This is a genomic window from Peribacillus sp. NPDC076916 (assembly GCF_050269675.1).
GTDB lineage: Bacteria > Bacillota > Bacilli > Bacillales > DSM-1321 > Peribacillus > Peribacillus aracenensis.
The window spans coordinates 459,137-482,504 of sequence record NZ_JBNNIU010000002.1 but is presented as its reverse complement, the minus strand read 5'-3'; the positions used below and the strand labels follow the sequence as shown (position 1 = coordinate 482,504).

The window sequence follows — 23,368 nt, the reverse complement described above, 5'->3', positions numbered from 1 at the left end:
GTTTTTAAGAGTAGTTTTATTTTGTTCCAGAGCATATTCATTTTTTCTTGAAAGTTAATGGGTTGTAGGTACAAGGTAGATTAAAAAAATTCCGATAAACCGTTTTGTCGACATCACTTATATTTAACAGAAGATTATGACTAATATAAATATATACTCCCGATAGTTAACCTGTCAACCCAACAACTTAAATAAATAAAAAAATCCAATTCCCTTATATTTTAATGTACTATTATTTCTTATCTCTCATGTTAATTGTTTTTGGTATAAGTTGGACTAAAAAAACTCATAGACACAATGCTATGAGTAATTCAACTTTTATGTAAGTTCCGTGTAAAAGCGGCAGCGATCGCCTCGTACAATGGATATACAAAATTCAACAGGCATTCCATTGGAATCATAGGCAGTTCGTTCAAGCAACAGTGCCGGACGGCCTACTTCCGTTTGAAGGTACTCACTTTCTTCAGGACGAATGAGGACGGGTTCAAACGCCTCTTTTGCTCTGGATACTACGATATTAAATTGTTGTGAAAATAAATCATATAATGAAATTTCCCCAACTTTTTTAAGTTGCTCCGTATCTGATACCACGTTTTTTGGGATGAAAGATGATTCCAAAATATATGGCTCATCGTTGGCACACCGAAGACGTTTCATTTCAATGACATTCTCATCTTCTCCAAGCAGCAGCGCTTCCCTGATTTTTGCCGTTGATTTAACTTCCTCTATTTTAAGGATGATATCTTTAGGGTTCATTCCCTTTTCTTTCAATACTTTGCTAAAGCTGTAAAACCCCATCAATGACTGTTGCAATTTTGGTTTTGCCACGAAGGTACCTTTTCCTTGAATTCGGTATAGGATGCCTTCCTGTACGAGCTCCTCAATTGCTTTTTTTGCTGTGTTCCGGCTCACACCGAATTGGTCCATTAATTGATTTTCAGATGGGATTTTGTCTCCATGCGTCCAATTCCTCTTTTCAATAGAACCCTTCAGCCTCTCCATTAATTGGTGATAAAGTGGAATTACACTGTCATGCTGCAGTGGTTTCATTATAATTAAGCCTACCTTCCATCCAATACTAACATTCCTATAATAAATTATATCATCAACACTTATAGTGTCAACCCAACAAGTGCCGTTGGCTTGGGGATTTTTGTTAGTGGTTGGGTTAGCAGATTGCATCCTCATTATATTTATTTCCTTTTATTTTTGGTGATGTATTGTAGGAATAGCACGTGGTACCTTTTATTGTTATTTGGGTGATTGGCATGTTGCTATGATTGCTGATTACAATTTCTCTCTTGATTTCCATTCGTTTAAAAACGATTGCAAAAGATAAAATTAAGTTTTTCGCATCTCGAAATTAAATAAATGAAATGCCTATCGGTATTTTTATTAACTGCCTGCCCCTTTAGTAACATAAGAAAAAAGGTTGCAACAGCAACCTCCCTTTGAAGTAAGCCCTCTCTTTCATGATATAGCTGAAACTGGTCTGTTTTAATTCCCCGGGGTCGCCTCGATTCCTGGCTGCTGTACTTGAACATTGTCTCCTATTTCAATGGACAACAAATCCTCACCTACTAAAACAGTTCCTCCATATGTTTTTTTAGTTCTTTCAAGCAAATTAGCTTTTTCCTCTGTTAATCCACCCAATAATACTATATGTGAGTACACAGCAAGTTTTGGTTGTATTTGGCTAAAGACTTTACCTGCTTCCTCCGGTGTAGTGTGAAGATCAAGTATATTGGCGATTGAACCTGATTCATTATCAGGTTTTGCAGCTGCAACCTCATGAATAACTACTTCGGCACCTTTAGCAAATGTAATTAGGTTTTCATTATAGCGGGTGTCACCTGAGATAACTACTGAATGTCCTTTGTAATTAATCCGATAACCGAAAGCGGGCTCAATTGATTTATGGTCTACCTTGAAGGCTATCACTTCAATTCCTTTTCTTTTATAGACGATCCCCTCCTTGATATCATTTGCGGCGATACTTGCTCCTTCTACATTTCCATTTCCAGAATCATCTCTTGCATCCAAATCGGCTTTAAATGCTTTATTCATATGTAACATCATTTTCTCGGTTCCCTTAGGTCCCCAAATGTTAAATGCTTGGTCTCTTTTCCCTCCTGTTGGTAAAGAACCTGTAAGCCATACGTCTGGTATGCCGATTGTATGATCCGAATGTAAATGAGTAAGAAATAACTTGTCAACACTGCCAGGTAACAGATTCGCTTTATATAATTGTAAAGCAGTACCACGTCCAGCATCAAAGAGGAGTTTTTCATCACCAACTTCTACAAGTGTAGATGGGCCGGAGCGGGTTGTACTTAAAAGAGGAGAACCTGTTCCTAATAGCGTTACTTTAAAGTCGGTTTGCTGTTCAGCTGTTTGGCCAAATGAAGGAAGAAATAATGATAATGATAGAACTATTAAAGCTCCCAACAAAAAAATAAAAGAAATATTCTTTATTCTTTTCTTCATATCAAAAACCTCCTTATTTTTTCTTTACTCATGGAAGAACATTTTACTTGTTTTTAATATAAAACATAGTTTTATAAATGCGTCCACAAACTGAATGTTACAATATTTATAATATTCAGTCAATAACTCCCAAAGTAAAATCCTATATACTAATTCAACCTTCCATCAAGACAACAGGACCCAAGCTGAAATAATCGTACAGAATATTGGATTTCTTATTGGAACAATTGTTCATACTAAAGAAAAGTATCTGTTAAAGAAGGAGTTTATATGCCAAACAAAAAAAACCATAATCCAGCTCAACATAAAAGTCAGGTTAGTAAATTACATTACAACGGAATGGAAGTGGATACTGATGTCAATGAAGATCCCATTCGCGAAAAATTATTAGATGACTCAGTTGATTCTTATCTAAAATTGAAAGAAGGACAGGAATATTAAGGAGAAACTCTGGTCGCTAATATCTTGTTTAAGAAATGTTGTTATTCTAATTCAATCGGGCCCCTATTAAGCTTTTGAGGGGGCCATTTTGTATTTTCATCAACGTACATTTCCTTAACAGTAAGACTCTGAATTATGATGTCTTAATGCACTAACGTTTCATTAATTGAAAATGACGATATAATGTTAGTGGAATGATTGTATTCGCAAAAGGAGGTTCGTTTCTTGAATATTTTAATTTTGGGTGGAACTGGACGAGTTGGGGGGCAATTAGTTACTTATAGTCTCCAAGACAGACATCATGTTACAGTTTTGGTTCGCACTCCAGAGAAGATTGGAATGAACGATGACAATTTAACCATTATTCAAGGTAATGCTTTAAATAAAGATGATATCAGACGTGCCATGCATGGGATTGATGTAGTTTTTAGTGCACTGAATACTGATGGGACAACCACTTTATCAGCAAGTATGCCACTAATTATTGAAGCAATGGAAAACGAAGGTATCCAACGAATTATTACCATTGGAACAGCAGGTATCCTGCAAAGTAGAACAACCCCAAATACTTTGCGTTATCAGTCACGTGAATCTAAGCAGAAGTCTACCCGCGCAGCGAAAGAACATCATCAAGTTTACGAAATGCTGAAACAATCAACACTTCAATGGACTATTGTCTGCCCTACATATTTGCCGGATGGAGAAAGTGTAGGTACATATCGTGTGGAAGGTGACTTTTTACAGGAGAATGGGGTTGAAATATCCGTGCCGGATACAGCGGAATTTGCATTTAGCCAAATAAAAAGTAGTGATTATTTAAAATCACGAGTAGGTATTGCCTACTAATAATTCCAATTATTGATACTCCCCTTTGAAAAAATATTTGTTTAATCTTAGATGAAGTAAAGAAACCATCTCGTCCTTTTAAAGCCGGTACAATTATTGTAAATGCACACAGTCAGCTGAACCATTGCCAAGAATATTTTCCGGTTTCATTAGGGCGAAGATTTCGCCCGTACCTTGTTCAAGAACCTTCCATTCCATTGTGCTATATTTCCCCTCCAAAAATAGCCACATTCTGCCTGTCAGGAGCAAACTCTAGCCCGTTCCATTTCAATACAGTCTGTACAAATCCTAGTGAGTCAGCATTGTACCTCCCTGCGATCTTCTGATACGCTTCGAGCTCATATATGCCATCCCTATTGTAATCAACCGGATATAAACCAGATAAAGGATTGACCCATCCATCTATCGGCGCCTTCAATACACCAACCTTGTTATAAATTTCAGATAAATTTTCCTTACCTTTATAAGTAAGGTCAAGAATGTACCTTTCTTTAAGGTAATAACTGTTCACCTTTGCCTTGTATTGGTCTTCATAATTAACAGCATATTTATAGGTTCCATTGAATGCGTCTGAATTAAAGATGGTCATGAGTTGACCGTTAAGATATGAAAAAACATACGCATAAATGGAACCACCGCTTCCTCCTGCATCAATGACCACTAAAATGTCATCCCCTTTGTTACCTGTAAAATCACCAAGAAAAAGGGTCGGATTATATCCTCCGTTATTTTTCATGGGAACATGTTCATATTGATCAGTCCTCCCCTTTTGGATAACCAAAGTTATATTCCTCCAAAAGGGGCTATCAGGGGTTTTGTTTGCGGTAAGAAAAACATTGTCCTTTATCCCATCCCCATCAATATCGCCTTGCTTTGAGGTCACTGTGACTGTTCTGTACAAATTCATTTCTCTTGAAAGAGCAGATTGGAGGCTCAATTGCATGTCTAGCAGTTCCTGCTTTGAAGGATAAGGATTTGGAAACGACAAGGCGTTATCGATTGTTTGCACCGCTTCACTTGTTAAACCGGCTCTTCTTTGAGTCTCAGCCAAACAGTACCAATAATAGGGATCATTCGTTTTTTGTATTTTTGTGTAATAGTAATGAATCACTTTTCTGATGTCATACGTATCCAACTTCATCCCACCTGTCTCACTTTATTATCCATATGAATTGTATGCGGGAATTTAGTGAATAATCTTGAGTACATATCTATTGCTGGAAACAACAATATTGTCCTTTTCAAATTTAGTACCCTTATTATGAATGATTTCTGTTGCCTAATACCTTTTTATGAACTTTTTTCGCTTGCATATATTTATTTAATTTGCTATTATAACTGACGAACGTTCGTTAAATTATGAGGTGATATTATTGAAAAGTAATGAAATTAAGGAAGCCGCTCTAAAATTTTTCACGATTCATGGTTATGAAGGAGCGTCCCTTTCTCTAATAGCTGAAGAAGTCGGCATGAAAAAGCAATCCATTTACGCCCATTTTAAAGGCAAGGATGATCTTTTTCTGCAAGTTTTACGTGATGCGAAAGAGACGGAGCTATCTTCGAAACTCCAATATTTCAGTAAAGTCGATTCAAAAAATCCTGAAAAAGATTTATACGGATTCCTGCAATTGGTCATCGATCTTTTCCAAAAAAATGAGCATATAAAGTTTTGGCTGCGTATGTCCTTTTTTCCGCCAGCGCATCTTGAAAAAGAAATCGAGCAGGAAGTCATAGATATCGAGGAAAAGGTGCAGGCAATTCTGGAATGTAAATTCCAGGATTGGATCAATGCCAAATTAATCGTCGAAGATGCAGCCATAACTCCGACCTATGCTTTCTTGGGAGTAGTGGATTCCATTTTGCTTGAGCTTGTATACGGCAATGATGAGAAACGGCTGAAGGAAAAATTGGCAGCCTCTTGGAAAGTGTTTTGGAGAGGTATTTCACAAGAATGATTCACAACGAAAGTGGTGTTAACACATGAATAAACCAATTAAAGAACAAAAGGCGGTATTAATTATTCTTCTAAGCAATATATTCATTGCTTTTCTGGGAATTGGACTCATCATCCCCGTCATGCCGTCATTTATGAATATCATGCATTTATCAGGAAGTACGATGGGCTATCTTGTTGCCGTATTTGCGGTATCACAGCTTGTTATGTCTCCATTCGCAGGTCGTTGGGTTGACCGTTATGGGAGAAAGAAAATCATCATCATCGGCTTATTCCTTTTTGGTGTTTCAGAACTTATCTTCGGTGTAGGGACAAACGTATCGGTGTTTTATTTATCAAGGGTCCTAGGGGGAATAAGTGCCGCCTTTATCATGCCAGGTGTTACTGCATATGTTGCGGATATTACATCCGTTCAGGAAAGGCCAAAAGCAATGGGCTATATTTCAGCTGCCATTAGCTTGGGCTTTATAATTGGGCCAGGGATCGGTGGCTTTGTTGCAGAATATGGTATACGCTTGCCCTTCTTCCTTGCGGCGGCCATTGCTTTTGTAGCATGCCTTTCATCAATATTCATTTTAAAAGAGCCGATGACAAAGGAACAGCTTGCAAAAGTTTCTGCAAATATTAACCAAACAAACTTTATGGGCGATTTAAAAAAATCACTAAACCCGCTTTACTTTATTGCGTTCATCATCGTATTTGTACTCGCTTTTGGTTTATCAGCCTATGAAACTGTTTTTAGCCTATTTTCTGATCATAAATTCGGCTTCACGCCGAAGGATATTGCAATAATCATTACAATAAGCTCTATTTTCGGAGTTATTGTGCAAGTATTCATGTTTGGAAAACTGGTGGATATTCTCGGCGAAAAGAAGCTTATCCAATTATGTTTAATTGTCGGTGCCATTTTTGCGGTAGCGTCCACTATGATTTCCAGCTTTTTGGCAGTTCTAGTGGTAACTTGCTTCATCTTCCTTGCATTTGACCTGCTTCGTCCGGCATTGACGACATTTTTATCAAAAGCTGCCGGGAAAGAACAAGGATTCGTTGCTGGAATGAACTCCACCTATACGAGCTTAGGAAATATCGCCGGGCCATCCATGGGAGGATTGTTGTTTGACGTAAACATTCACTACCCTTATCTTTTTGCTGCTGTCATTATCGTCATTGGCCTTGGCATTACAGTCATTTGGAAAGAAAACCGATTGACAGAAAGCTTAGCGAAATATTAATGTCCCGGATCGAATTCCTTAGATTTTAAATGCACCTTTACTTTTCGGGCTGGAAAACTCTCAAACTTGAAAAATGATATTCTACTAAAAAACCCCTTGTCCATATTGGCCAAGGGGTTTAACTTATCCAGATTAGTCATTTTTGCTATTATTATTATTTAAAAGTGGGATTCTGTTTTATATTACTGGTGATATACGCTCCAAATTAATTCTGAATTTATATCGATCTGCACGGTAGACAGATCTGACAACCCCAAGAGGTCGATTCGTATCCAGGATAATTCTTCGTTCTATCAGCAAAATAGGGGAACCTTCGACTACCTCGAGCATTTCCGCCTCTTTTTTTTGAGCGATGGAGGCTTCAATTATCTGTCTGCCATGCTGGATTTGTAAGCCGAAGGTTTTTTTAACATAGTCATGTATGGAACTCACGGCCATTTCTACCGTTAGATCCGGGGCAAGATCTTTTGAGATGTATAGCCTTTCAAATGCCATCGGCAACTGATCAGCAAGCCTTACACGTTCCAGTTCGAAAATAGGAGTTCCTTCTTCAATCTCAAGCTTTGCAGCAAGTTCATGATCAGCATTGACCTCTGAAAAACTGATGACTCGTGTACTTGGTTTATGTCCTCTTGATATCATATCCTCTGAAAAGTTTGTTAATCCTTGCAAGGGCTGCTCCAATATTTGTTGGGCAACGAATGTTCCTTTTCCGCGCTGCCTGTATAAATAACCGCCATTTACGAGGTTAGAAATCGCCTGTCTCACCGTCATCCTGCTTATTCCATATTTTTCAGTATATTCTTTTTCTGAAGGAATCATCTCTCCTGGCACCAATTCAAGGTTTTGAATCGCTCCTTTAATCTCCTCTTCAAGTTGATGATAAATGGGACTCGGGGAATTCTTTTGGATCATTTAGCGCACATCTTCCTTTCATCGTGATGTAAATTTTACAAGGCATCCTGTTCGGAAACATCTCAAGCTAAAATTCCGTTCGATGATCCCTATCGATGCTAATAAACACGATAAGACAAGACTTATATTTAAGTATCCAAATTCCTTTTTGTGAATTTCAATACCGATTCCCTTGAACGTTCAATTTCATTTTTATTTTCATCATAGAATTTTGAAACGTACGCATAGAAAATAATGCTGACCGTTAGAAATTGTGCAAAAAGCGAACTTGTTGCAGCACTTCGGAATTTTGCCTCAGGAGCACGTACATGATTTAGGGACATATCAACTTTTTTAGTTAGCCCATTGTTCCCCAATCGTGATAAACCAATTGTTTTAATTCCATATGCTTTAGCAATATCAACGAGTTCCAGAACTTCTTCAGTTTCGCCACTATTGGAAATACAGAAAAAAACGGTATTCTTTGATGATGCAGCGAGTGCTGTGGCCGTAATATGCGGGTCTTGATTAGCACTTACAATCTTACCTAACCGTAACCATTTCTGTGTAATATCTTCAGCAACTAGCCATGATGCCCCTAATCCATAAACATAAATCACATCTGCACTTCTCATGGTTTCAATGATATTGTCAAGAACGGTCTCATCCAAATAATGTGCCGTTTCCTGGATAGCTTGGACAGAGTTGGACACTATTTTATTTTTGATGGACGCTATTGTTTCATTAGGCTCAATGTCATGGAAACCTTTTTTCTCCGGTTGGGAAATCAGTGATGATAGGGATACCTTCAGTTCTGAAAAACTGTTAACTTTTATCGAATGACAGAATCTCGTTACTGCAGAACTGCTGGCATTGGCATGGTCAGCTAATTCATGTATCGTCATTCTTATAATATCTTGTGGATTTTCTAGGATATATTGGGCAATTTTCCTTTCTGAATTAGGCAACTGGTTCAATAAACTTTCAATTCTCAATAAAATATTTTCAACGGGCATATCGTTTACTCTCCTTGATCTTTACTTACTTTAACTGCTTCACTGCTATGTAGTAACCACCCAAGGTAGCTGATACGTCATCCAAAACAAATTTCACATTTGGTTTTTCAAGTTTAATATGATTGATGAAAGAGCTTTGCACCAATGGTATATTTGTCAATATGCTACCTTTTATCGCAATTGTAACATTCTCACTTAACTTTAACTTCTTGATAACCTCAAGCGTTTGTTTTGAAAGGTGGTACCCAGCCTGATTCAGAATATTTTGCGAGAAACCTTCGCCCTTCTCCGCATGTTGGACAATTAGGGGAACAAACGCGGCAATCTCGGATTTCGTGGCGGAATAAATGAATTTCTTCAGTTGCATTACACTATGAAGCCCAAGTTTTTTAAGTATTGTCTTGGTTAAATGGCTATATTCATATCCCTCATCCTCTTCTTTCGTCATTTTTATAAAAGCCTGCATGGCGATCCAGTAGCCACTTCCTTCATCCCCAAGAATGTGTCCCCAGCCTCCAGAAGATTTCTCGATACCTTTATGGATGCCGATACTTAAAGATCCAGTTCCGGATATGGTCAAAATGCCATCATTTCCTTTTAGTAAAGCAGCATGAGCGATAATTCCATCATTTACAATCGTGAACGGGGCATTAAATGCCTTGCTTAATGCACGTTTTATGCCCTGCGGATTTTCAACTCCTCCATACCCGGCTAGACCTAAGCAAATGTAATGGCAGCTTCCATTATCAATAGGCGTTATGCATTGTTCAATTGCCTGTATAATGTTAGCGATGGCTTGTTTTTCATCTATAAGCAGGTTACCATACCCCGCTTTGCCTACACTTATTTTATTTCCCTTTAAATCATAGGCCACTGCTTCAGTTTTAGTGCCACCGCCGTCAACACCGATAATATAATTCATATCATTCTCCTATTCAGTAAAAAAGGGAAGGAAATTACCCTTCCTTCCCTGAAGATTCTCCATTAACATCGAATTGAAATTTCCCCCATGGTTCCAAATAATCGAGGAGAAAGATTTCCTCTTCCGCTATTCGGCCAACTACATTTGTTTTCCCCGAATTCTTCATTTCCTTCAATGCAATCTGCAGTTCCCCTTTATATTGTCCATAGAGATCATTTTCAATTAAAATATCACCACGTCTAATATCAGGGGTATATGTTGGTTTAAATTCTTCGCCCTTATATTTCACTCGTGATTGAGTCGAGCGAATAAGGTAATCGGAAACATCACCACGGTAAAAATGGAATTCTTCCAATACTATTTTTTTCTCTAAAGCTGTTATGGTGTCGTGAAGGTTAACATTAAATGTTAACAGACCGCTGTTTAACAGGCTAAGCTCCTTCAATTCATCTTCGGATGCGTAGGCATTTGCAATAATTACATCATCAATCAACCCTGTCGCATACAAGTGTTTCGCTTGTGTCGTAATGGGCAATTCCCGGTGCATTTCCAATGTACATAGCCCTTCCATGATAGGCCAAGGTCCGTACGTTGCTGCATGTGAGCTTATGAAAGCTGCGGTGCGGATATTATGCTTTTTGAATGACTCACAGCATTTTATAAAATGAGGATAGCTCAGCCCTGCATAGCGATGAGGATAGAAGTTATGCGATCCTACTAAATTCTCTTTATTTGGTTTGTAATCGATAATATTTTCTAAATATTTTGTTGCATTGCTCATATTTATTTCAATTTTGAGACCATATGGATTATGTGTCATAATCGACTCTTCGTTACCTGTAAAGCCCATGTCCAGCCTGATCCCATACGCACCTAATTCTGCAAAAAACGATAAGTCTTTATACGAAATGCCTAGCGAACCGAATACTCGGGGAGCAATATCGACCATCACTTCCATATTCAATTGATTGGCATAACGAATCGTTTCTTTAAATTCTTTTAAAATCTTCTCTTTGTCACCTTCGACGGATAGCAAGCAAGTAAAGATCTTTTTGAATCCATATTTGTGTGCAAGTGCAATGTATTCCATGTCTTTTTCAACGGTTGAATGCTCTGGATAGATAGAAATACCGAGTTTACCCATTATTTAATCACCTCTTTACTGTTGTGGAGCTAGCTTTTTTACAATGCGAATCATATGTTCAATTAGCTTTTGTTCACTCATTGCCGTCATTAAGTGATCCTGAGCATGAATCATTAATAATGTTTTCTCACTTGGAACTCCATTCAATTCTGCTTGAATCAGTTTGGTTTGTGTTTTATGGGCCAAGTTCAATTCCTCCTGACCCTGTTTAATTAGATCCTCTGCCTTTTCAAAATTGAATTCTTCCGCTTCTTTCAGTGCGTCGAATGCTAAACCCCTCGCATTTCCACTATGTGATATTATCTCAAAAATTTCCATTTCGTTATTGTTCACTTCAGTTGACATATCATTACACTCCTATTTTATGTTAGATTTTGAAGGTTCATTGGAATACTGTAATCCAAGTTTACTGTTTAAAACACCATTCACTTGATGTTCGGTACAGCATTTTCACTGAAAAATCGTGGTAAGTATTCTTGATGCGCTTTTAAAAGTTTTTGTAAAACAATTTCCGCCAAGTCATCACTTGGAATAAGCGGGTTAATCGTTAAAGCTAATAACGCTTTATCATAAGAACCTGTAACGGCTGCCTCAGCACCAATTCTTTCAAATGATTTGATTTGTTGAATTAAGCCAAGCACTTGTATGGGTAATTTACCCATGGATAAAGGAATTGGTCCATTTTTGGTGACGATACAACTTACTTCGACTGCTGAATCATGATCTATATCCGTAAGCGATCCTTTGTTTGGTACATTTAGCACTTGAATGTCTTTTTTATCATTATAAATGGAAGAAATGACGTTACACGCTGCATCACTATAGTAAGCCCCACCACGTTGCTCTAATTGTGGAGGCTTGATGTCAAGGGTTTCATCCTTGTATAGGTCAAACAAACCTTCTTCCAGTTTTTTCACAACTTCTGCTCGAGTTTTCCCTGATTTGAATGCTTCCAACTCTTCTTCTAAAATCGTTTTTGTTTTGTAATAATAACGATGGTACGGGCAAGGCACCACTCCTAAAGATTTCAAAAATCTTCTGTTCCAAGCCAATGGGGCAATATTCTTCATCGTCAGTTGAATTTCAGGATTGCCAAGCATTTCAAGCACTTTATCCGTGACTTCTTCATCATCAACGAACACATGCATCCCGAATACCATATGGTTTAACCCGGCGAAATCCATGTGCACTCTCTTCATATCAACACCAAGCATGTCAGAAATAGACATATGCATATTAAATGGAACATTGCATACCCCAATGACTTTTTTATGCTTGCTGTAGCGGAGAAGGGCTTCCGTTACCATCCCAGCTGGATTTGTGAAATTAATTAACCATGCATCCGGGCAGAGCTCCTGCATTTCTTCTGCAATTTCCAGAAGAATGGGGATAGTTCGTAATGCTTTGGACAATCCTCCTGCGCCATTTGTTTCTTGACCAATTAAGCCTAATTCCAATGGGATCCGCTCGTCCTTGATTCGTGCATCAAGTAAACCCACTCTCATTTGCGTTGTGACAAAATCCGCATTTTGCAAGGCTTGACGGCGATCTAACGTTAGATGTATTTCCATTGGAAGTCCTGCTTTTTCAACCATACGTTTTGCTAATGTTCCTACAATCTCCAGTTTTTCTTTTCCTGCCTCAATATCCACTAACCACAGTTCTCTAATAGGCAACTCATCATATCGTTTAATAAAACCTTCTATTAATTCTGGTGTATAACTGGAGCCTCCACCAATTGTGGCAATCTTCAACCCGTTTTCCATTTCCATTCCCCTAACACCTCATTGTAAGCTAATCTGAATTCTTCATTTATTTATAGATGATTGCATAACAAACCAATGCGCTTACCGCTAATAAAGACAAGAATAATAGTGCTGCTTGTTTCTTGTTTTTAAACTTACCTTCAACAAAACAAACAACCATCGTCAATCCTGCGCTTATGGCAAAGGTATTTCCCATGTATAGTGATAATTGTTCATTTATCTCAAAGGCATCCATTAATCTGTTAAAGATAAAATTAAAAACAAGAATGAAGCTAAAAAATAGAAAGGCACTTTTGTAACTAAAAAAGTGGATTCTGGAAGTTGAATTCATGTTCTTTCCCCCTCTCAATTCATAAAAGGAGTTTGGAGCATTTAGTCCCAAACTCCCTTTTAGGTATTCCTTATAAAGCGATATTATTTTGATCCGTTGTTTCTACCATGTTTTCCTGCGCTAAAAGCTTTTTATCGTACATCTTAAAGAATGGCAGATAAATAATAACGGAAATCGTTAAATTCACCATCACTAGAACAATGGCTCTCCAATCACCGCCTGTTGAAAGGTAGGCACCTATTGGAGCGGGCAGTGTCCAGGGAACCATTACATAAGTCGGATTCACCAGTCCGATGGACGTTGCTATATAGGCAAGTGTTGCACCAATTAGCGGTGTAATGATAAATGGAATGATCAGTACCGGGTTGAGTACAATTGGCATTCCAAATATTACAGGTTCATTGATGTTAAAAATGCTTGGTACGATTGTTGCTTTCCCCATTGCTTTACTATAGGTGGACTTTGCCGTTAAGAGCATGGCAATTACTAAACCCAATGTTGCACCAGACCCACCAATCCAAATAAACCATTGGAAAAATGTTTCAGGAGCGATGTGGGGAATTGTCTTTCCAGCAGCAACCGCAGCAGAGTTATTCCCCAAGTATACTTCCCAAACCGGACGAGCTACGGCACCTACGACTGATACGCCATGAATACCAAATGACCAAAAGAATGTAATCAAAAATACTGGAATTAATACACCTGGCAATGTATCGCCTGCACTGATGAGTGGTGCAACCGCTTTATCGACAAGTGAGTGTAAATCAACAGCAAAAACGACTGTAATTAAAGTCATAACAAGCAGAACAATTGAAACTGGTATTAATGCTTCAAATGAACGGGCCACTGAAGTTGGAACAGAATCCGGCATTTTGATTGTGATATTTTTTGTCTTACAAAGACGTAAAATTTCGACAGCAAAAATGGATACAATCATTCCTACAAAAAGACCATGTCCGCCGAGATTTGTCATTGGCAGAACAAATCCCACATCATCCATCGTCTTTACACCAATTGTGAACAAGAAGGCTGCTAATGATAGTAAACCTCCAGATAGCGGATCAAGTTTATAGCTTTGAGATAAACTGTAGCCTATACCAAAAGTAATATATAGCGTCATGATGAACATCGTTAATCGATATGGTATTAAAATTTCAGCTATATGTTTTGCAGACCATTCACCTAATGCAGTATCTGCTGCAACGGGCGGAAATGCGATGATCAAGAATAAACTGCCAAAGATGATGAAAGGTAACGCAGAAACCACTCCATCCCGAATTGCGCGTAAATGTTTTTGCTCAGACAATTTAGCCATAGGTGTTGAAAGATTATTTTCTAAAAAAGCTACAAACTTGTCCATTCGTGTTTTCCCCTTTTACGTTTAGTGAAAAGAAATAGTAATTAGTTTATTATTTTGCTAGTTCCGTTACCAGTTTTAGTAGCTTAGGTCCGCCAAGAGGGCTGTAAGCTTGCGCTGGTATGGCTTCACATGGGACGCCCGCTTCATCTGCCGATGCCTTAAAACCATCGAAACGATGTTTGACTTGCGGAGCTACCATTGCAACATCCCAGCCATTTCGTACTTCCGCATCAAATTCTTGAGTGCCGACTGCCAATACTTCTATGGTTACACCCTGTTTTTCCCCTTCCTTCTTTAAAGCGCTTACAACGATTGCACTAGACATTCCACCTGAGCATACGAATAATACTTTCATTCTTTTTTCCTCCAATTTTTCATTTTTTTTATAAAAAGCGTTAAATCGTTTTTCTTATGAATCCTTGTGCCTTCACTAAACGATTTGAGGCTTCTTCATATGATACATTCGTTAAAATCATGACAATTGCAATCTTAGGCTGGGCATGTGCCTTTTCTAAAAATTCACCTGCAATTTCATAGCTACAGTCAGTAGCATCCATGATAATACGTTTTGCACGTTCAACTAGCTTTTCATTAGTTAACTGTAAATCTACCATTAAATTTCCATAAACTTTTCCAACTCCAACCATTGAAGCGGTGGAAAGCATGTTACATACTAACTTTTGCGATGTTCCAGCTTTTAAACGTGTAGAACCCGTCAGGACTTCAGGCCCGTTTACAACTTCAATCGCAACTTTTGCAATCTTACCTATCTCAGAACCTTTGTTACAGCTTATCGACACAGTTCCTGCACCAACTTGATTGGCATATTCCAATCCAGCAATAACATATGGAGTGCGACCACTGGCTGCAATGCCCACTACGACGTCCCTGTTTGTTAATTCGATTTTCTTCAAATCTTCTGGACCTAATTCAAAACTGTCTTCAGCACCTTCCACTGCCTTAATGAAAGCCTTTTCCCCACCAGCTATAAGACCCACTACTTCACTAGGATCGGTATTGAATGTCGGGGGACATTCTACTGCATCCAATAATCCGATGCGCCCGCTTGTTCCTGCACCCATGTAAATTAATCTGCCGTTTTTTTTCATGGCTTCGACGATCATCTCCACGGCTTTAGAAATTTGCGGAAGTTCTTTTTTTACACAATGGGCAACTTTGATGTCTTCTTCGTTCATTACCTCTAAAAACTCAAGTGTTCCCATTTCATCCAAACTCATGGTCTTTTCATTACGACGCTCTGTCGTTAAATGCTCTAGCATACATATCATCCTTTTTTATTTCAGTGGTGAAAGTGGTGAAACTTTTTTAGCTATAGAGAATATATCATTATTAAAAATTAATTTCAATATTGTGTATACATTTTTAAAAATTAATTTTAAAATAAACGGAGATAGCTAAATGATTATTATCTTTCTACTAAAATTGGAATGTAAACTGACTAGCCATCTTATGAACCGAACCTCCGATTCTTTTTATTGTTTAGATCTTATCTCACTATTCATATGTAACAAATTCATATATTCATTATTTGTTAACGCTTACAAATAATTAAATATAACTATTAAATGAAATGAGGTTTTACTATTGATGAATGAAAGAATTACAAAGACAAGATTTGGTTCACTGGCGCTAGCCGCTTTAGTGGGAGGATCACTTCTCCTTCCATCCGATTTGATTGCACATGCAGAAACGGAGACGATCCCTCAGCAAACTACTTATGTAAAACAGGAACTGCGCGCAACTTGGATTGCAACTGTGTTAAATATTGACTGGCCGTCCAAACCAGGTTTATCCATATCAGCACAGAAAGAAGAATTCATAAAATATTTGGATGAACAAAAAGCAATGGGGATGAATGCTGTCGTTATGCAAATTAAACCAACTGCAGATGCTTTTTACCCTTCTGAATACGGTCTTTGGTCAAAGTATTTAACAGGAATCCAAGGAAAAGATCCTGGGTATGACCCTCTTGCATTCATGGTAGAAGCAGCACATGATCGTAATATGGAATTTCATGCATGGTTTAATCCATATCGTATTACTATGCCTTTAGGTAAGACAGCTGAATTATCGGATATTGATAACCTTCCAGAATCTCATCCTGCTAGAAAACACCCTGAATGGGTCATACCTTATGGGCAACAGTTGTACTTTGACCCAGGCATTCCTGGCGTACAACAGTTTGTGATCGATGGAATAATGGAAGTTGTTAAGAATTATGATATTGATGCAGTCCATATGGACGATTATTTCTATCCTTACAAGATTGCAGGAGTACCTTTCCCGGATGAAATTTCCTATCAAAAATATGGAGCAGATAGATTTACAAATGTGGAAGATTGGCGAAGGGATAATGTAAATAACCTTGTTAAGAATATAAATGAAGAAATCAAGGCTGAAAAATCATATGTGAAGTTTGGTATTAGTCCATTTGGAGTTTGGCGCAACAAAGCAGTTGATCCCACAGGGTCTGACACTGCCGCTGGACAAACGAATTACGATGATTTATATGCGGATACCAGGACGTGGATCAATAATGGATACATTGATTATATTGCACCTCAATTATATTGGAATATAGGATTGCCAGTAGCTGACTATGCCAAACTTCTTGATTGGTGGACAAAAGAAGTCGAAGGTAAAAATGTTCAACTCTATATTGGACAAGGAGACTATAAAATTAATACAGAGTCCAATGGTGTCCAAAACTGGTTCAATCCTGAAGAAATGCCAAACCAGTTAAAACTGAATCGAACATATAAGGAATTTGATGGAAGCATGCATTTCAGTGCCAAAGATTTACGGAAAAACCCCCTTGGGATAGCGGATCGTTTAAGTGAGGATATTTATAAGCATCCCGCATTGGTTCCTGCCATGCCTTGGATTGATGATCATGCCCCAAAGGCTCCAAAGGTGAGCAAGGCAACACAAGCAGGTGATGGAATACAATTTGAAATTCACGATCACAAGCAATCAGATGCATCCTATTATGCCATTTATCGTTTTGATGGGAAGGAAAAAGGAAATATAGAAGACTCAACGAACTTACTTGCCACAGTGCATAAAGAAAATAAACGTCAATTATATATTGACGGCAGTGTAGAAAAAGGAAAGACATACACATATGTTGTGACTGCCTTAGACCGAACCCACAATGAAAGTAAACAAACTAAACAGATTAATATAAAAGTAAAATAAACTTCAAGAAATAGCTTTACGGTTCAAGAGGCATGTCAGTGAACAATGGACGTAAGGTATATATTAAACAATATGTTAGATAGAAATGGTCTTACCTTAGTATCATATACTGTTTCATATGATGCTAAATTGGGATTTTAAAAGAATCGAAGTAGGTGGAATGACGATGTACATAGTTGGATTAATGTCCGGAACATCACTGGATGGAATTGATGCCGCACTTGTTCGGGTGAATAATAGTGGACTCGAGACTGAAATGGAAATGATTGAGTTCATGACATGCCCTTTTCCAAAAGATATTGAAAAAGAAATAATGCAGTCTTTATCTGCAGACACATCCAATGTTCAATTAATATGCAGTTTGAATTTTAAATTAGGAAAATTATTTGCCAATGCGGTAAAGGAAGTTTGTCATAAAGCTGGACTTCCCCTTAATAAACTGGATCTTATTGGATCCCATGGACAAACCATTTACCATCAGCCTTTAAAGGACCAAAATTATATACCCTCCACTTTGCAAATTGGGGAAGCCGCAGTAATTGCTCATGATACAAACACACTTGTTATCTCAAATTTTCGTACGATGGACATGGCAGCTGGTGGACAAGGAGCTCCTCTTGTTCCTTTTACCGAATACATTCTTTATAGAAGTGAAGGGAAAGGAAGATTACTTCAAAACATAGGGGGCATTGGAAATGTTACCGTGTTACCCAAGCAAGCATCTCTTGATGACATGTATGCTTTTGATACAGGGCCTGGGAATATGATCATTGATGAAGTATGCCGCCAATTGTTCAATATAAGCTATGACGAAGGTGGTAACATAGCTAAACAAGGAAAAATCAATGACGAACTTTTATCTTATTGCATCAGTCATCCTTATATTATGAGCCCTCCGCCAAAATCCACTGGCAGGGAATTGTTTGGCAAGGAGTATGTAGTAAAACTATTAAAGATGTTTGAATCACTTCCAAGTCAAGATATTTTAGCAACAGTAACGATGTTTACAGCAAAGTCCATTGTGGAGAACTATCGAAATTTCATCTTTCCGAAAGCCAATATAGAAGAAGTGATTATTGGCGGCGGTGGAAGCTATAACAAAACGTTATTAAATATGATTCAATCACTGCTTGGAAATTCCATACAAGTCTTGACTCAAGAAGATTTGGGATACTCTTCCGAAGCGAAAGAAGCGGTGGCCTTTGCATTACTTGCAAATGAGACTTTCCATGGTAATACAAGTAACGTTCCCAAGGCTACCGGTGCTGACTTCGATGTCATCCTTGGAAACATGACCTTCCCTCCTTTACATCGAATTAGTAAGTAAACATAAGATAAAAGCCTCCCTTCCCCCTTAGATTTCTTAGGGGGTTTTTTCATTTGATCGTCATAAATTCACTATAATGGCAATCACCTAGTATGATAGCGATGCCCCCCGTACATAACTGTAAATGGACCACCCACTTGGTTTATTTATCCTAAAAGCAGCTATTTGAAGAAAATAACGTCACGATTTGGATTTGCCATGGAAGGTATGTATGCTTTTTAACCATTGGAAAAAAGCAGAAGGCACATCGATATTTGATGTGCCTTCTGCTCTTTTTTGAATACCTGAAAATCATGGTGGACTATTCCATTCTATTTATTTACTGGCCTAGCAGCATGGAGACATACTTCACTTCTAAATATTCATCCATGCCGTAGTGTCCCCCTTCCCTGCCTAATCCACTTTCCTTCATCCCTCCAAAGGGTGCTTGGGCAGTGGATGGGGCACTGTCATTAATACCGACGATTCCATATTCAAGACTATCCGAATAGGCAACTGCCTTATTCAATGACTCTGTATACACATAAGCTGCCAGGCCAAAATTCGTGTTATTGGCCCGATCGATCGCCTCTTGATCGGTTTTGAATGTACTGACCGGTGCAATTGGCCCAAACGTTTCTTCCTGCATGCACAGCATATCATCCGTTACATTGGAAAGTATGGCTGGTGCGATAAAATAGCCTTGTTTTTCATCGACTTTTGCGGTTTTATGGATGATGGCCCCTTTACTTGCAGCATCCTCTAATTGATGCTGGACTTTTTCAACTGCGGCTCCATCTATCAATGGACCAAGGTCGGTCCCTTCCATTCCATTTCCAACCTTCAAAGTTAAAACGGCTTCTTTAAAAGCTTGTAAAAACGGCTGTTCAATTGTCTCATGGACGAATATTCGGTTCGCACAAATACATGTTTGTCCCGCATTCCTGAATTTCGATTGAATCAAACCGTTTACTGCTTCTTCAATATTCGCATCTTCAGCAATGATGAACGGAGCCAATCCACCGAGTTCAAGCGAGACTTTCTTTACTGTTTCTGCCGCCTTTTTCATTAAATGTTTCCCTACAGGAGTGGAGCCAGTAAATGTGATCTTTTTAACACGTGAATCATTCATCCAGACGTCTGACACATCTCCCGGTTTTTGTGTTGTCACAATATTTATCACACCGGCCGGAATGCCTGCTTCCTGGGCACTTTCAACTAATAGCAAAGCGGTCAAAGGCGTTTGTTCCGCAGGTTTGATGACCACGGTACATCCTGCAGCAAGGGCTGGCGCCACTTTCCTCGTGATCATGGCAGCAGGAAAGTTCCACGGGGTAATGGCAGCGACGACACCGACTGCCTGCTTTTGCACAAAAATACGTTTTGAAGCAACAGACGCTGGAATGATCTCCCCATAGTTACGCTTTGCCTCTTCAGCATACCATTTCACGAAACTTGAAGCATATTTCATTTCACCTTTTGCTTCAGCCAATGGCTTTCCTTGTTCCAGTGTCATGATCGTTGCGATTTCATCCAGCCTGTTCTCAATGATCGTGTACCACTTCTCAAGTAATTCCGCCCTATGGTAAGCACTGGTTTTCGACCAAGTCAGAAAAGCAGCTTGAGCTGCATCCACAGCAGCCTTTGCCTCTTTTTCGTTAGCGTCCGGAACATAACCCACAGGCTCCAATGTTGCTGGATTTTCCACTACAAAATGATGCTCTGTATGAACAGGTTCTCCGTTTATATAAATTGGCCATTTTTCCACCACTTTTTTCATCCTGCTTTAATCTCCTCTTCTTCTGCATGATCTGTAAAAGTCTTATCATTCTCGCCTTTGAAAAAGTCCTTGCCATATAGAAGGACACATAATAAAATTCCCGCTGCAAACGCCATTCCAGCACCTTTTATTACAAGGATGGCAGCGACGACCCCTGCAATTCCCAGGTCGCGTTGGCTCTTCGCCTGCATCACACCGACGCGTACGCTAACATACCCTTGAACCAAAAGCGTTAGGGCCAAGGCCACACCGAGAATCGGTTCAACCAAGCTGACTACCGGCAATAAGAATAACCCTGTATTTGTACCCCAACGGAACGAGCCAGCACCGCCGAAGAAAGAATTCATCGCTTTCTTGCCATTTTTGAACCGTTCCACAACCACGACCTGCATGGCTGCCCACAACGGACCGCACATCGTTATATCAGGTCCGATAAAACTCATGATCACATTTCGGCCACCAAAAATTAAATGAGCTCTGTTTGGATTATAGTCCACTTTTTCATCCTCCCTGACCTCATCGGATTCAGAAAGCAACGCTTTTGTTTTCAGCACATCCCCGAATACAACTAAATAAGTGGCAAAAACAGCTGGAATCGCACTTAAAAAGAAGGTCAAGGCAGGGAAACCTAAACCAAACACAGTATAGTCCGACCAAAGCGTAGCAAAGTCCGGACTGCTGAATCCCCATTGAATATCAGGCCATTTTGCTTCACCAAAAATAGGGGCTACAAAAACAGCAAGCAAGATTGCTGGCAATATCCCTAAATTGCCTATGAATACCCAAACTTTATTTCGCATTTTTAACTTTCCGAAATTTTTCGAAAAAAGCAAGTAAAAGGCAAATCCGATACAAATGCTTATTGTATAAGGAAATAAATCAAACTTTCCACCCACTTCGAAAATGGATACGACAGCACCAATTCCTGCCCCTAAAATGATGCCTGATTTAATTGCATTCGGCACTAATCTTACGACCTTACTCGCAAGTCCGGTCATTCCAAGCACTATTGATAAAATACCTAATGTTAATTGAAATGCAACGAGTGCATAGACTCGATCAGGTCCTTCCGGAAATTGCCCGACGAACAATACAAGCAGTGGAACTGCAGGTGTAATCCAACCTGGTATTACTGGATCACCGAGTAAATGATGCGCTAAATACAATATTCCATTCAAGACAACGACGGCTAGAGCAACATCAAAAGGCATCCCCAGATGGTCTGCAAGCAGTGTAATCGCTCCAAGGTCAACTGCACACATCAATAACCCTTGAACATAGTCAGGCCACTCGAAACGATAATGGACAAATGGAAGTCTAATCTTAAAAGGTCCCGCAGGTATATACGATGTCTCATCTCCGTAGCGACGGTTTTTCCATTTCATATTGTTTCCTCCACTTAAAAGCCATAGGCTGAACGGTAAATTTTTTCGATATCCCGAACGTTTAATGCACGGGGATTATTGCGAAGTAAACGGACTTGTTTGATGGCCTCAGCAGCCATTTCACTTAAAGCCGATTCAGGAATGTCAAATTCTCTTAGTGACTCAGGTATATCTACGTAACGGCATATTCTGGTCATCGCTTCTATAGCTTTATCCGCTGCCTCATCGTCATTTAAATGATTGACTTTCTCTCCAAGTGCTTCAGCAATGTCTCGGAACCTTTCCAAACATGCAATTTTATTCCACTTCATGACAAATGGCAGTAATAATGAATTGCTGACTCCATGTGATAGATGGAAGCGGCCTCCAAGAGGATAAGCTAAGGCATGGACAGCTCCAACACCTGCATTTCCAAAAGCTAACCCTGCCATTAGGCTTCCCGTGATCATTGCTTCACGTGCTTCCAGATTATCTGGTGCAGCATAAGCCTTTGGTAAATTTTTTGCGATCAACTTCATGGCACCAATTGCCAAAGCATCTGTAACGGGCGAAGCAAATTTGGAAATATAAGCCTCTACCGCATGGACAAGTGCATCCACTCCGCTCGCAGCCGTCACACTTGGCGGGCAAGTCAGCGTCATGACAGGCGATACGATCGCTACATCCGGTAAAAGATATGAACTAACAATTCCCTTCTTCACCTGTTCCTTTTTGTCCGATAAAATCGAAATATTCGTCACTTCAGACCCGGTTCCGGCCGTCGTCGGTATGGCTATTAAAGGCAGACCCTGAACTTCAATCAAATTCGTACCGAAATATGTCTCGATGCTACCTGAATTTGTAGCCATGACGGAAGAGGCTTTCGCAATATCCATCGCACTACCCCCGCCTACCGCAATCAGTCCATCATGATTTCCCTCCCTGATAGACTGTACACATAGCTCAACGATTTCAATTTCCGGTTCAGGATTCACATCCGAGAAAATACCGTATGCCGATGAAAGTAGATCCACAACCTTTTGCACTACCCCGGCATCCAGTAAAATTTTATCTGTAACTATCAAAGGATTCTTCATCCCTAATCGCGTGACCTCATCAGTCAGCTGCTGTAAAGAATCTGATCCTGTCACCAATTTGTTAGCCATTGAAAAAATAGAAATATTCATGGTCATCTCCCCTTTCATGTATTTACTAATGCAGGAATCATGCCAAAGTGAAAACGCTTAATTTATAAGGGGGATAGCCTTTTTTTCATGGATAACAATAGAAATTACGAGTAGAAATC

Annotated in this window: 22 protein-coding genes; 6 read left to right on the top strand and 16 right to left on the bottom strand. The window is 39.1% G+C overall.

Annotated features, from left to right (window positions below; all coding sequences use genetic code 11):
- Positions 1-318: 318 nt before the first annotated feature.
- Both ACQKFG_RS07330 and ACQKFG_RS07325 read right to left on the bottom strand, forming a co-directional pair.
- Entirely contained in the window at positions 319-1,050 is a 732-nt protein-coding gene (locus tag ACQKFG_RS07330; RefSeq protein WP_427557452.1) for a GntR family transcriptional regulator, read from the bottom strand.
- Positions 1,051-1,497: 447 nt separating this feature from the next.
- Positions 1,498-2,487 carry an MBL fold metallo-hydrolase gene (locus tag ACQKFG_RS07325; RefSeq protein ID WP_427557449.1) on the bottom strand — a complete coding sequence of 330 codons (990 nt, stop codon included), beginning with the start codon at positions 2,485-2,487 and terminating at the stop codon, positions 1,498-1,500.
- 270 nt (positions 2,488-2,757) lie between these two features.
- On the opposite strand from ACQKFG_RS07325, the gene ACQKFG_RS07320 reads away from it, so the two are divergent.
- On the top strand, positions 2,758-2,928 hold the full coding sequence (locus tag ACQKFG_RS07320) for a hypothetical protein (protein ID WP_349728148.1): 171 nt from the start codon (positions 2,758-2,760) through the stop codon (positions 2,926-2,928).
- A gap of 225 nt (positions 2,929-3,153) precedes the next feature.
- Positions 3,154-3,774, top strand: coding sequence for an NAD(P)-dependent oxidoreductase (locus ACQKFG_RS07315; protein WP_427557446.1), 621 nt, complete (start codon positions 3,154-3,156; stop codon positions 3,772-3,774).
- Positions 3,775-3,976: 202 nt separating this feature from the next.
- Here the strand turns inward: ACQKFG_RS07315 and ACQKFG_RS07310 are convergent, their stop codons facing one another.
- Positions 3,977-4,717, bottom strand: coding sequence for a VCBS repeat-containing protein (locus ACQKFG_RS07310; protein WP_427558223.1), 741 nt, complete (start codon positions 4,715-4,717; stop codon positions 3,977-3,979).
- A 430-nt stretch (positions 4,718-5,147) separates the two neighbouring features.
- Here ACQKFG_RS07310 and ACQKFG_RS07305 point away from each other — a divergent pair, with 430 nt between their 5' ends.
- Together ACQKFG_RS07305 and ACQKFG_RS07300 are read left to right on the top strand one after the other, a co-directional pair.
- Positions 5,148-5,729, top strand: a complete 582-nt coding sequence (locus ACQKFG_RS07305; protein WP_192205226.1) for a TetR/AcrR family transcriptional regulator — start codon at positions 5,148-5,150, stop codon at positions 5,727-5,729.
- Positions 5,730-5,754: 25 nt separating this feature from the next.
- Complete coding sequence (locus tag ACQKFG_RS07300; protein WP_192205227.1) at positions 5,755-6,960, top strand: MFS transporter; 1,206 nt, start codon at positions 5,755-5,757, stop codon at positions 6,958-6,960.
- 177 nt (positions 6,961-7,137) lie between these two features.
- Here ACQKFG_RS07300 and ACQKFG_RS07295 read toward each other — a convergent pair whose 3' ends face one another.
- The 10 genes from ACQKFG_RS07295 to murQ form a co-directional block, all read right to left on the bottom strand.
- A complete protein-coding gene (locus ACQKFG_RS07295; protein WP_427557442.1) occupies positions 7,138-7,875 on the bottom strand; it encodes a GntR family transcriptional regulator in 738 nt (245 codons plus the stop codon).
- 128 nt (positions 7,876-8,003) lie between these two features.
- Positions 8,004-8,870: a MurR/RpiR family transcriptional regulator gene (locus ACQKFG_RS07290; protein ID WP_349728144.1), complete on the bottom strand. Its 867-nt coding sequence runs from the start codon at positions 8,868-8,870 to the stop codon at positions 8,004-8,006.
- A gap of 25 nt (positions 8,871-8,895) precedes the next feature.
- Complete coding sequence (locus tag ACQKFG_RS07285; protein WP_427557439.1) at positions 8,896-9,792, bottom strand: N-acetylglucosamine kinase; 897 nt, start codon at positions 9,790-9,792, stop codon at positions 8,896-8,898.
- Positions 9,793-9,826: 34 nt separating this feature from the next.
- Positions 9,827-10,936: a DUF871 domain-containing protein gene (locus ACQKFG_RS07280; protein WP_427557436.1), complete on the bottom strand. Its 1,110-nt coding sequence runs from the start codon at positions 10,934-10,936 to the stop codon at positions 9,827-9,829.
- Between the two features lie 15 nt (positions 10,937-10,951).
- On the bottom strand, positions 10,952-11,281 hold the full coding sequence (locus ACQKFG_RS07275) for a PTS lactose/cellobiose transporter subunit IIA (RefSeq protein WP_427557433.1): 330 nt from the start codon (positions 11,279-11,281) through the stop codon (positions 10,952-10,954).
- Positions 11,282-11,361: 80 nt separating this feature from the next.
- Positions 11,362-12,708, bottom strand: coding sequence for a 6-phospho-beta-glucosidase (locus ACQKFG_RS07270; RefSeq protein WP_427557430.1), 1,347 nt, complete (start codon positions 12,706-12,708; stop codon positions 11,362-11,364).
- 40 nt (positions 12,709-12,748) lie between these two features.
- Positions 12,749-13,033 (bottom strand): hypothetical protein, encoded by a 285-nt coding sequence (locus ACQKFG_RS07265; RefSeq protein WP_192205233.1) that lies wholly within the window; start codon positions 13,031-13,033, stop codon positions 12,749-12,751.
- Between the two features lie 70 nt (positions 13,034-13,103).
- Entirely contained in the window at positions 13,104-14,393 is a 1,290-nt protein-coding gene (locus tag ACQKFG_RS07260; protein ID WP_427557427.1) for a PTS sugar transporter subunit IIC, read from the bottom strand.
- Positions 14,394-14,442: 49 nt separating this feature from the next.
- The gene (locus ACQKFG_RS07255; RefSeq protein WP_061463755.1) at positions 14,443-14,748 is read right to left on the bottom strand and encodes a PTS sugar transporter subunit IIB; all 306 of its coding nucleotides are present in this window, start codon (positions 14,746-14,748) and stop codon (positions 14,443-14,445) included.
- Positions 14,749-14,788: 40 nt separating this feature from the next.
- Positions 14,789-15,673 (bottom strand): N-acetylmuramic acid 6-phosphate etherase, encoded by an 885-nt coding sequence (gene murQ, locus ACQKFG_RS07250; RefSeq protein ID WP_192205235.1) that lies wholly within the window; start codon positions 15,671-15,673, stop codon positions 14,789-14,791.
- 328 nt (positions 15,674-16,001) lie between these two features.
- Between murQ and ACQKFG_RS07245 the strand changes: the two genes are divergently transcribed.
- Both ACQKFG_RS07245 and anmK read left to right on the top strand, forming a co-directional pair.
- Positions 16,002-17,612 (top strand): glycoside hydrolase family 10 protein, encoded by a 1,611-nt coding sequence (locus ACQKFG_RS07245; protein ID WP_427558220.1) that lies wholly within the window; start codon positions 16,002-16,004, stop codon positions 17,610-17,612.
- Between the two features lie 166 nt (positions 17,613-17,778).
- A complete protein-coding gene (anmK, locus tag ACQKFG_RS07240; protein WP_427557422.1) occupies positions 17,779-18,939 on the top strand; it encodes an anhydro-N-acetylmuramic acid kinase AnmK in 1,161 nt (386 codons plus the stop codon).
- Positions 18,940-19,258: 319 nt separating this feature from the next.
- Here anmK and ACQKFG_RS07235 read toward each other — a convergent pair whose 3' ends face one another.
- From ACQKFG_RS07235 to ACQKFG_RS07225, 3 genes are read right to left on the bottom strand one after another with little or no spacing between them, the layout of a single operon-like run.
- The gene (locus ACQKFG_RS07235; protein WP_192205237.1) at positions 19,259-20,698 is read right to left on the bottom strand and encodes an NAD-dependent succinate-semialdehyde dehydrogenase; all 1,440 of its coding nucleotides are present in this window, start codon (positions 20,696-20,698) and stop codon (positions 19,259-19,261) included.
- Positions 20,695-22,083 (bottom strand): hypothetical protein, encoded by a 1,389-nt coding sequence (locus ACQKFG_RS07230; protein ID WP_427557419.1) that lies wholly within the window; start codon positions 22,081-22,083, stop codon positions 20,695-20,697. Before ACQKFG_RS07230 ends, ACQKFG_RS07235 begins: the two co-directional genes overlap by 4 nt.
- A gap of 14 nt (positions 22,084-22,097) precedes the next feature.
- Positions 22,098-23,249 (bottom strand): iron-containing alcohol dehydrogenase, encoded by a 1,152-nt coding sequence (locus ACQKFG_RS07225; RefSeq protein ID WP_427557416.1) that lies wholly within the window; start codon positions 23,247-23,249, stop codon positions 22,098-22,100.
- Positions 23,250-23,368: the final 119 nt, after the last annotated feature.

What these genes read in the sequence shown, in the direction of transcription:
- ACQKFG_RS07330 (WP_427557452.1), bottom strand. Translation starts at nt 1,050, where the DNA reads ATGAAACCACTGCAGCATGACAGTGTAATTCCACTTTATCACCAATTA.
- ACQKFG_RS07325 (WP_427557449.1), bottom strand. Translation starts at nt 2,487, where the DNA reads ATGAAGAAAAGAATAAAGAATATTTCTTTTATTTTTTTGTTGGGAGCT.
- ACQKFG_RS07320 (WP_349728148.1), top strand. Translation starts at nt 2,758, where the DNA reads ATGCCAAACAAAAAAAACCATAATCCAGCTCAACATAAAAGTCAGGTT.
- ACQKFG_RS07310 (WP_427558223.1), bottom strand. Translation starts at nt 4,717, where the DNA reads ATGCAATTGAGCCTCCAATCTGCTCTTTCAAGAGAAATGAATTTGTAC.
- ACQKFG_RS07300 (WP_192205227.1), top strand. Translation starts at nt 5,755, where the DNA reads ATGAATAAACCAATTAAAGAACAAAAGGCGGTATTAATTATTCTTCTA.
- ACQKFG_RS07295 (WP_427557442.1), bottom strand. Translation starts at nt 7,875, where the DNA reads ATGATCCAAAAGAATTCCCCGAGTCCCATTTATCATCAACTTGAAGAG.
- ACQKFG_RS07290 (WP_349728144.1), bottom strand. Translation starts at nt 8,870, where the DNA reads ATGCCCGTTGAAAATATTTTATTGAGAATTGAAAGTTTATTGAACCAG.
- ACQKFG_RS07285 (WP_427557439.1), bottom strand. Translation starts at nt 9,792, where the DNA reads ATGAATTATATTATCGGTGTTGACGGCGGTGGCACTAAAACTGAAGCA.
- ACQKFG_RS07280 (WP_427557436.1), bottom strand. Translation starts at nt 10,936, where the DNA reads ATGGGTAAACTCGGTATTTCTATCTATCCAGAGCATTCAACCGTTGAA.
- ACQKFG_RS07275 (WP_427557433.1), bottom strand. Translation starts at nt 11,281, where the DNA reads ATGTCAACTGAAGTGAACAATAACGAAATGGAAATTTTTGAGATAATA.
- ACQKFG_RS07270 (WP_427557430.1), bottom strand. Translation starts at nt 12,708, where the DNA reads ATGGAAATGGAAAACGGGTTGAAGATTGCCACAATTGGTGGAGGCTCC.
- ACQKFG_RS07265 (WP_192205233.1), bottom strand. Translation starts at nt 13,033, where the DNA reads ATGAATTCAACTTCCAGAATCCACTTTTTTAGTTACAAAAGTGCCTTT.
- ACQKFG_RS07260 (WP_427557427.1), bottom strand. Translation starts at nt 14,393, where the DNA reads ATGGACAAGTTTGTAGCTTTTTTAGAAAATAATCTTTCAACACCTATG.
- ACQKFG_RS07255 (WP_061463755.1), bottom strand. Translation starts at nt 14,748, where the DNA reads ATGAAAGTATTATTCGTATGCTCAGGTGGAATGTCTAGTGCAATCGTT.
- murQ (WP_192205235.1), bottom strand. Translation starts at nt 15,673, where the DNA reads ATGCTAGAGCATTTAACGACAGAGCGTCGTAATGAAAAGACCATGAGT.
- ACQKFG_RS07245 (WP_427558220.1), top strand. Translation starts at nt 16,002, where the DNA reads ATGAATGAAAGAATTACAAAGACAAGATTTGGTTCACTGGCGCTAGCC.
- anmK (WP_427557422.1), top strand. Translation starts at nt 17,779, where the DNA reads ATGTACATAGTTGGATTAATGTCCGGAACATCACTGGATGGAATTGAT.
- ACQKFG_RS07235 (WP_192205237.1), bottom strand. Translation starts at nt 20,698, where the DNA reads ATGAAAAAAGTGGTGGAAAAATGGCCAATTTATATAAACGGAGAACCT.
- ACQKFG_RS07230 (WP_427557419.1), bottom strand. Translation starts at nt 22,083, where the DNA reads ATGAAATGGAAAAACCGTCGCTACGGAGATGAGACATCGTATATACCT.
- ACQKFG_RS07225 (WP_427557416.1), bottom strand. Translation starts at nt 23,249, where the DNA reads ATGAATATTTCTATTTTTTCAATGGCTAACAAATTGGTGACAGGATCA.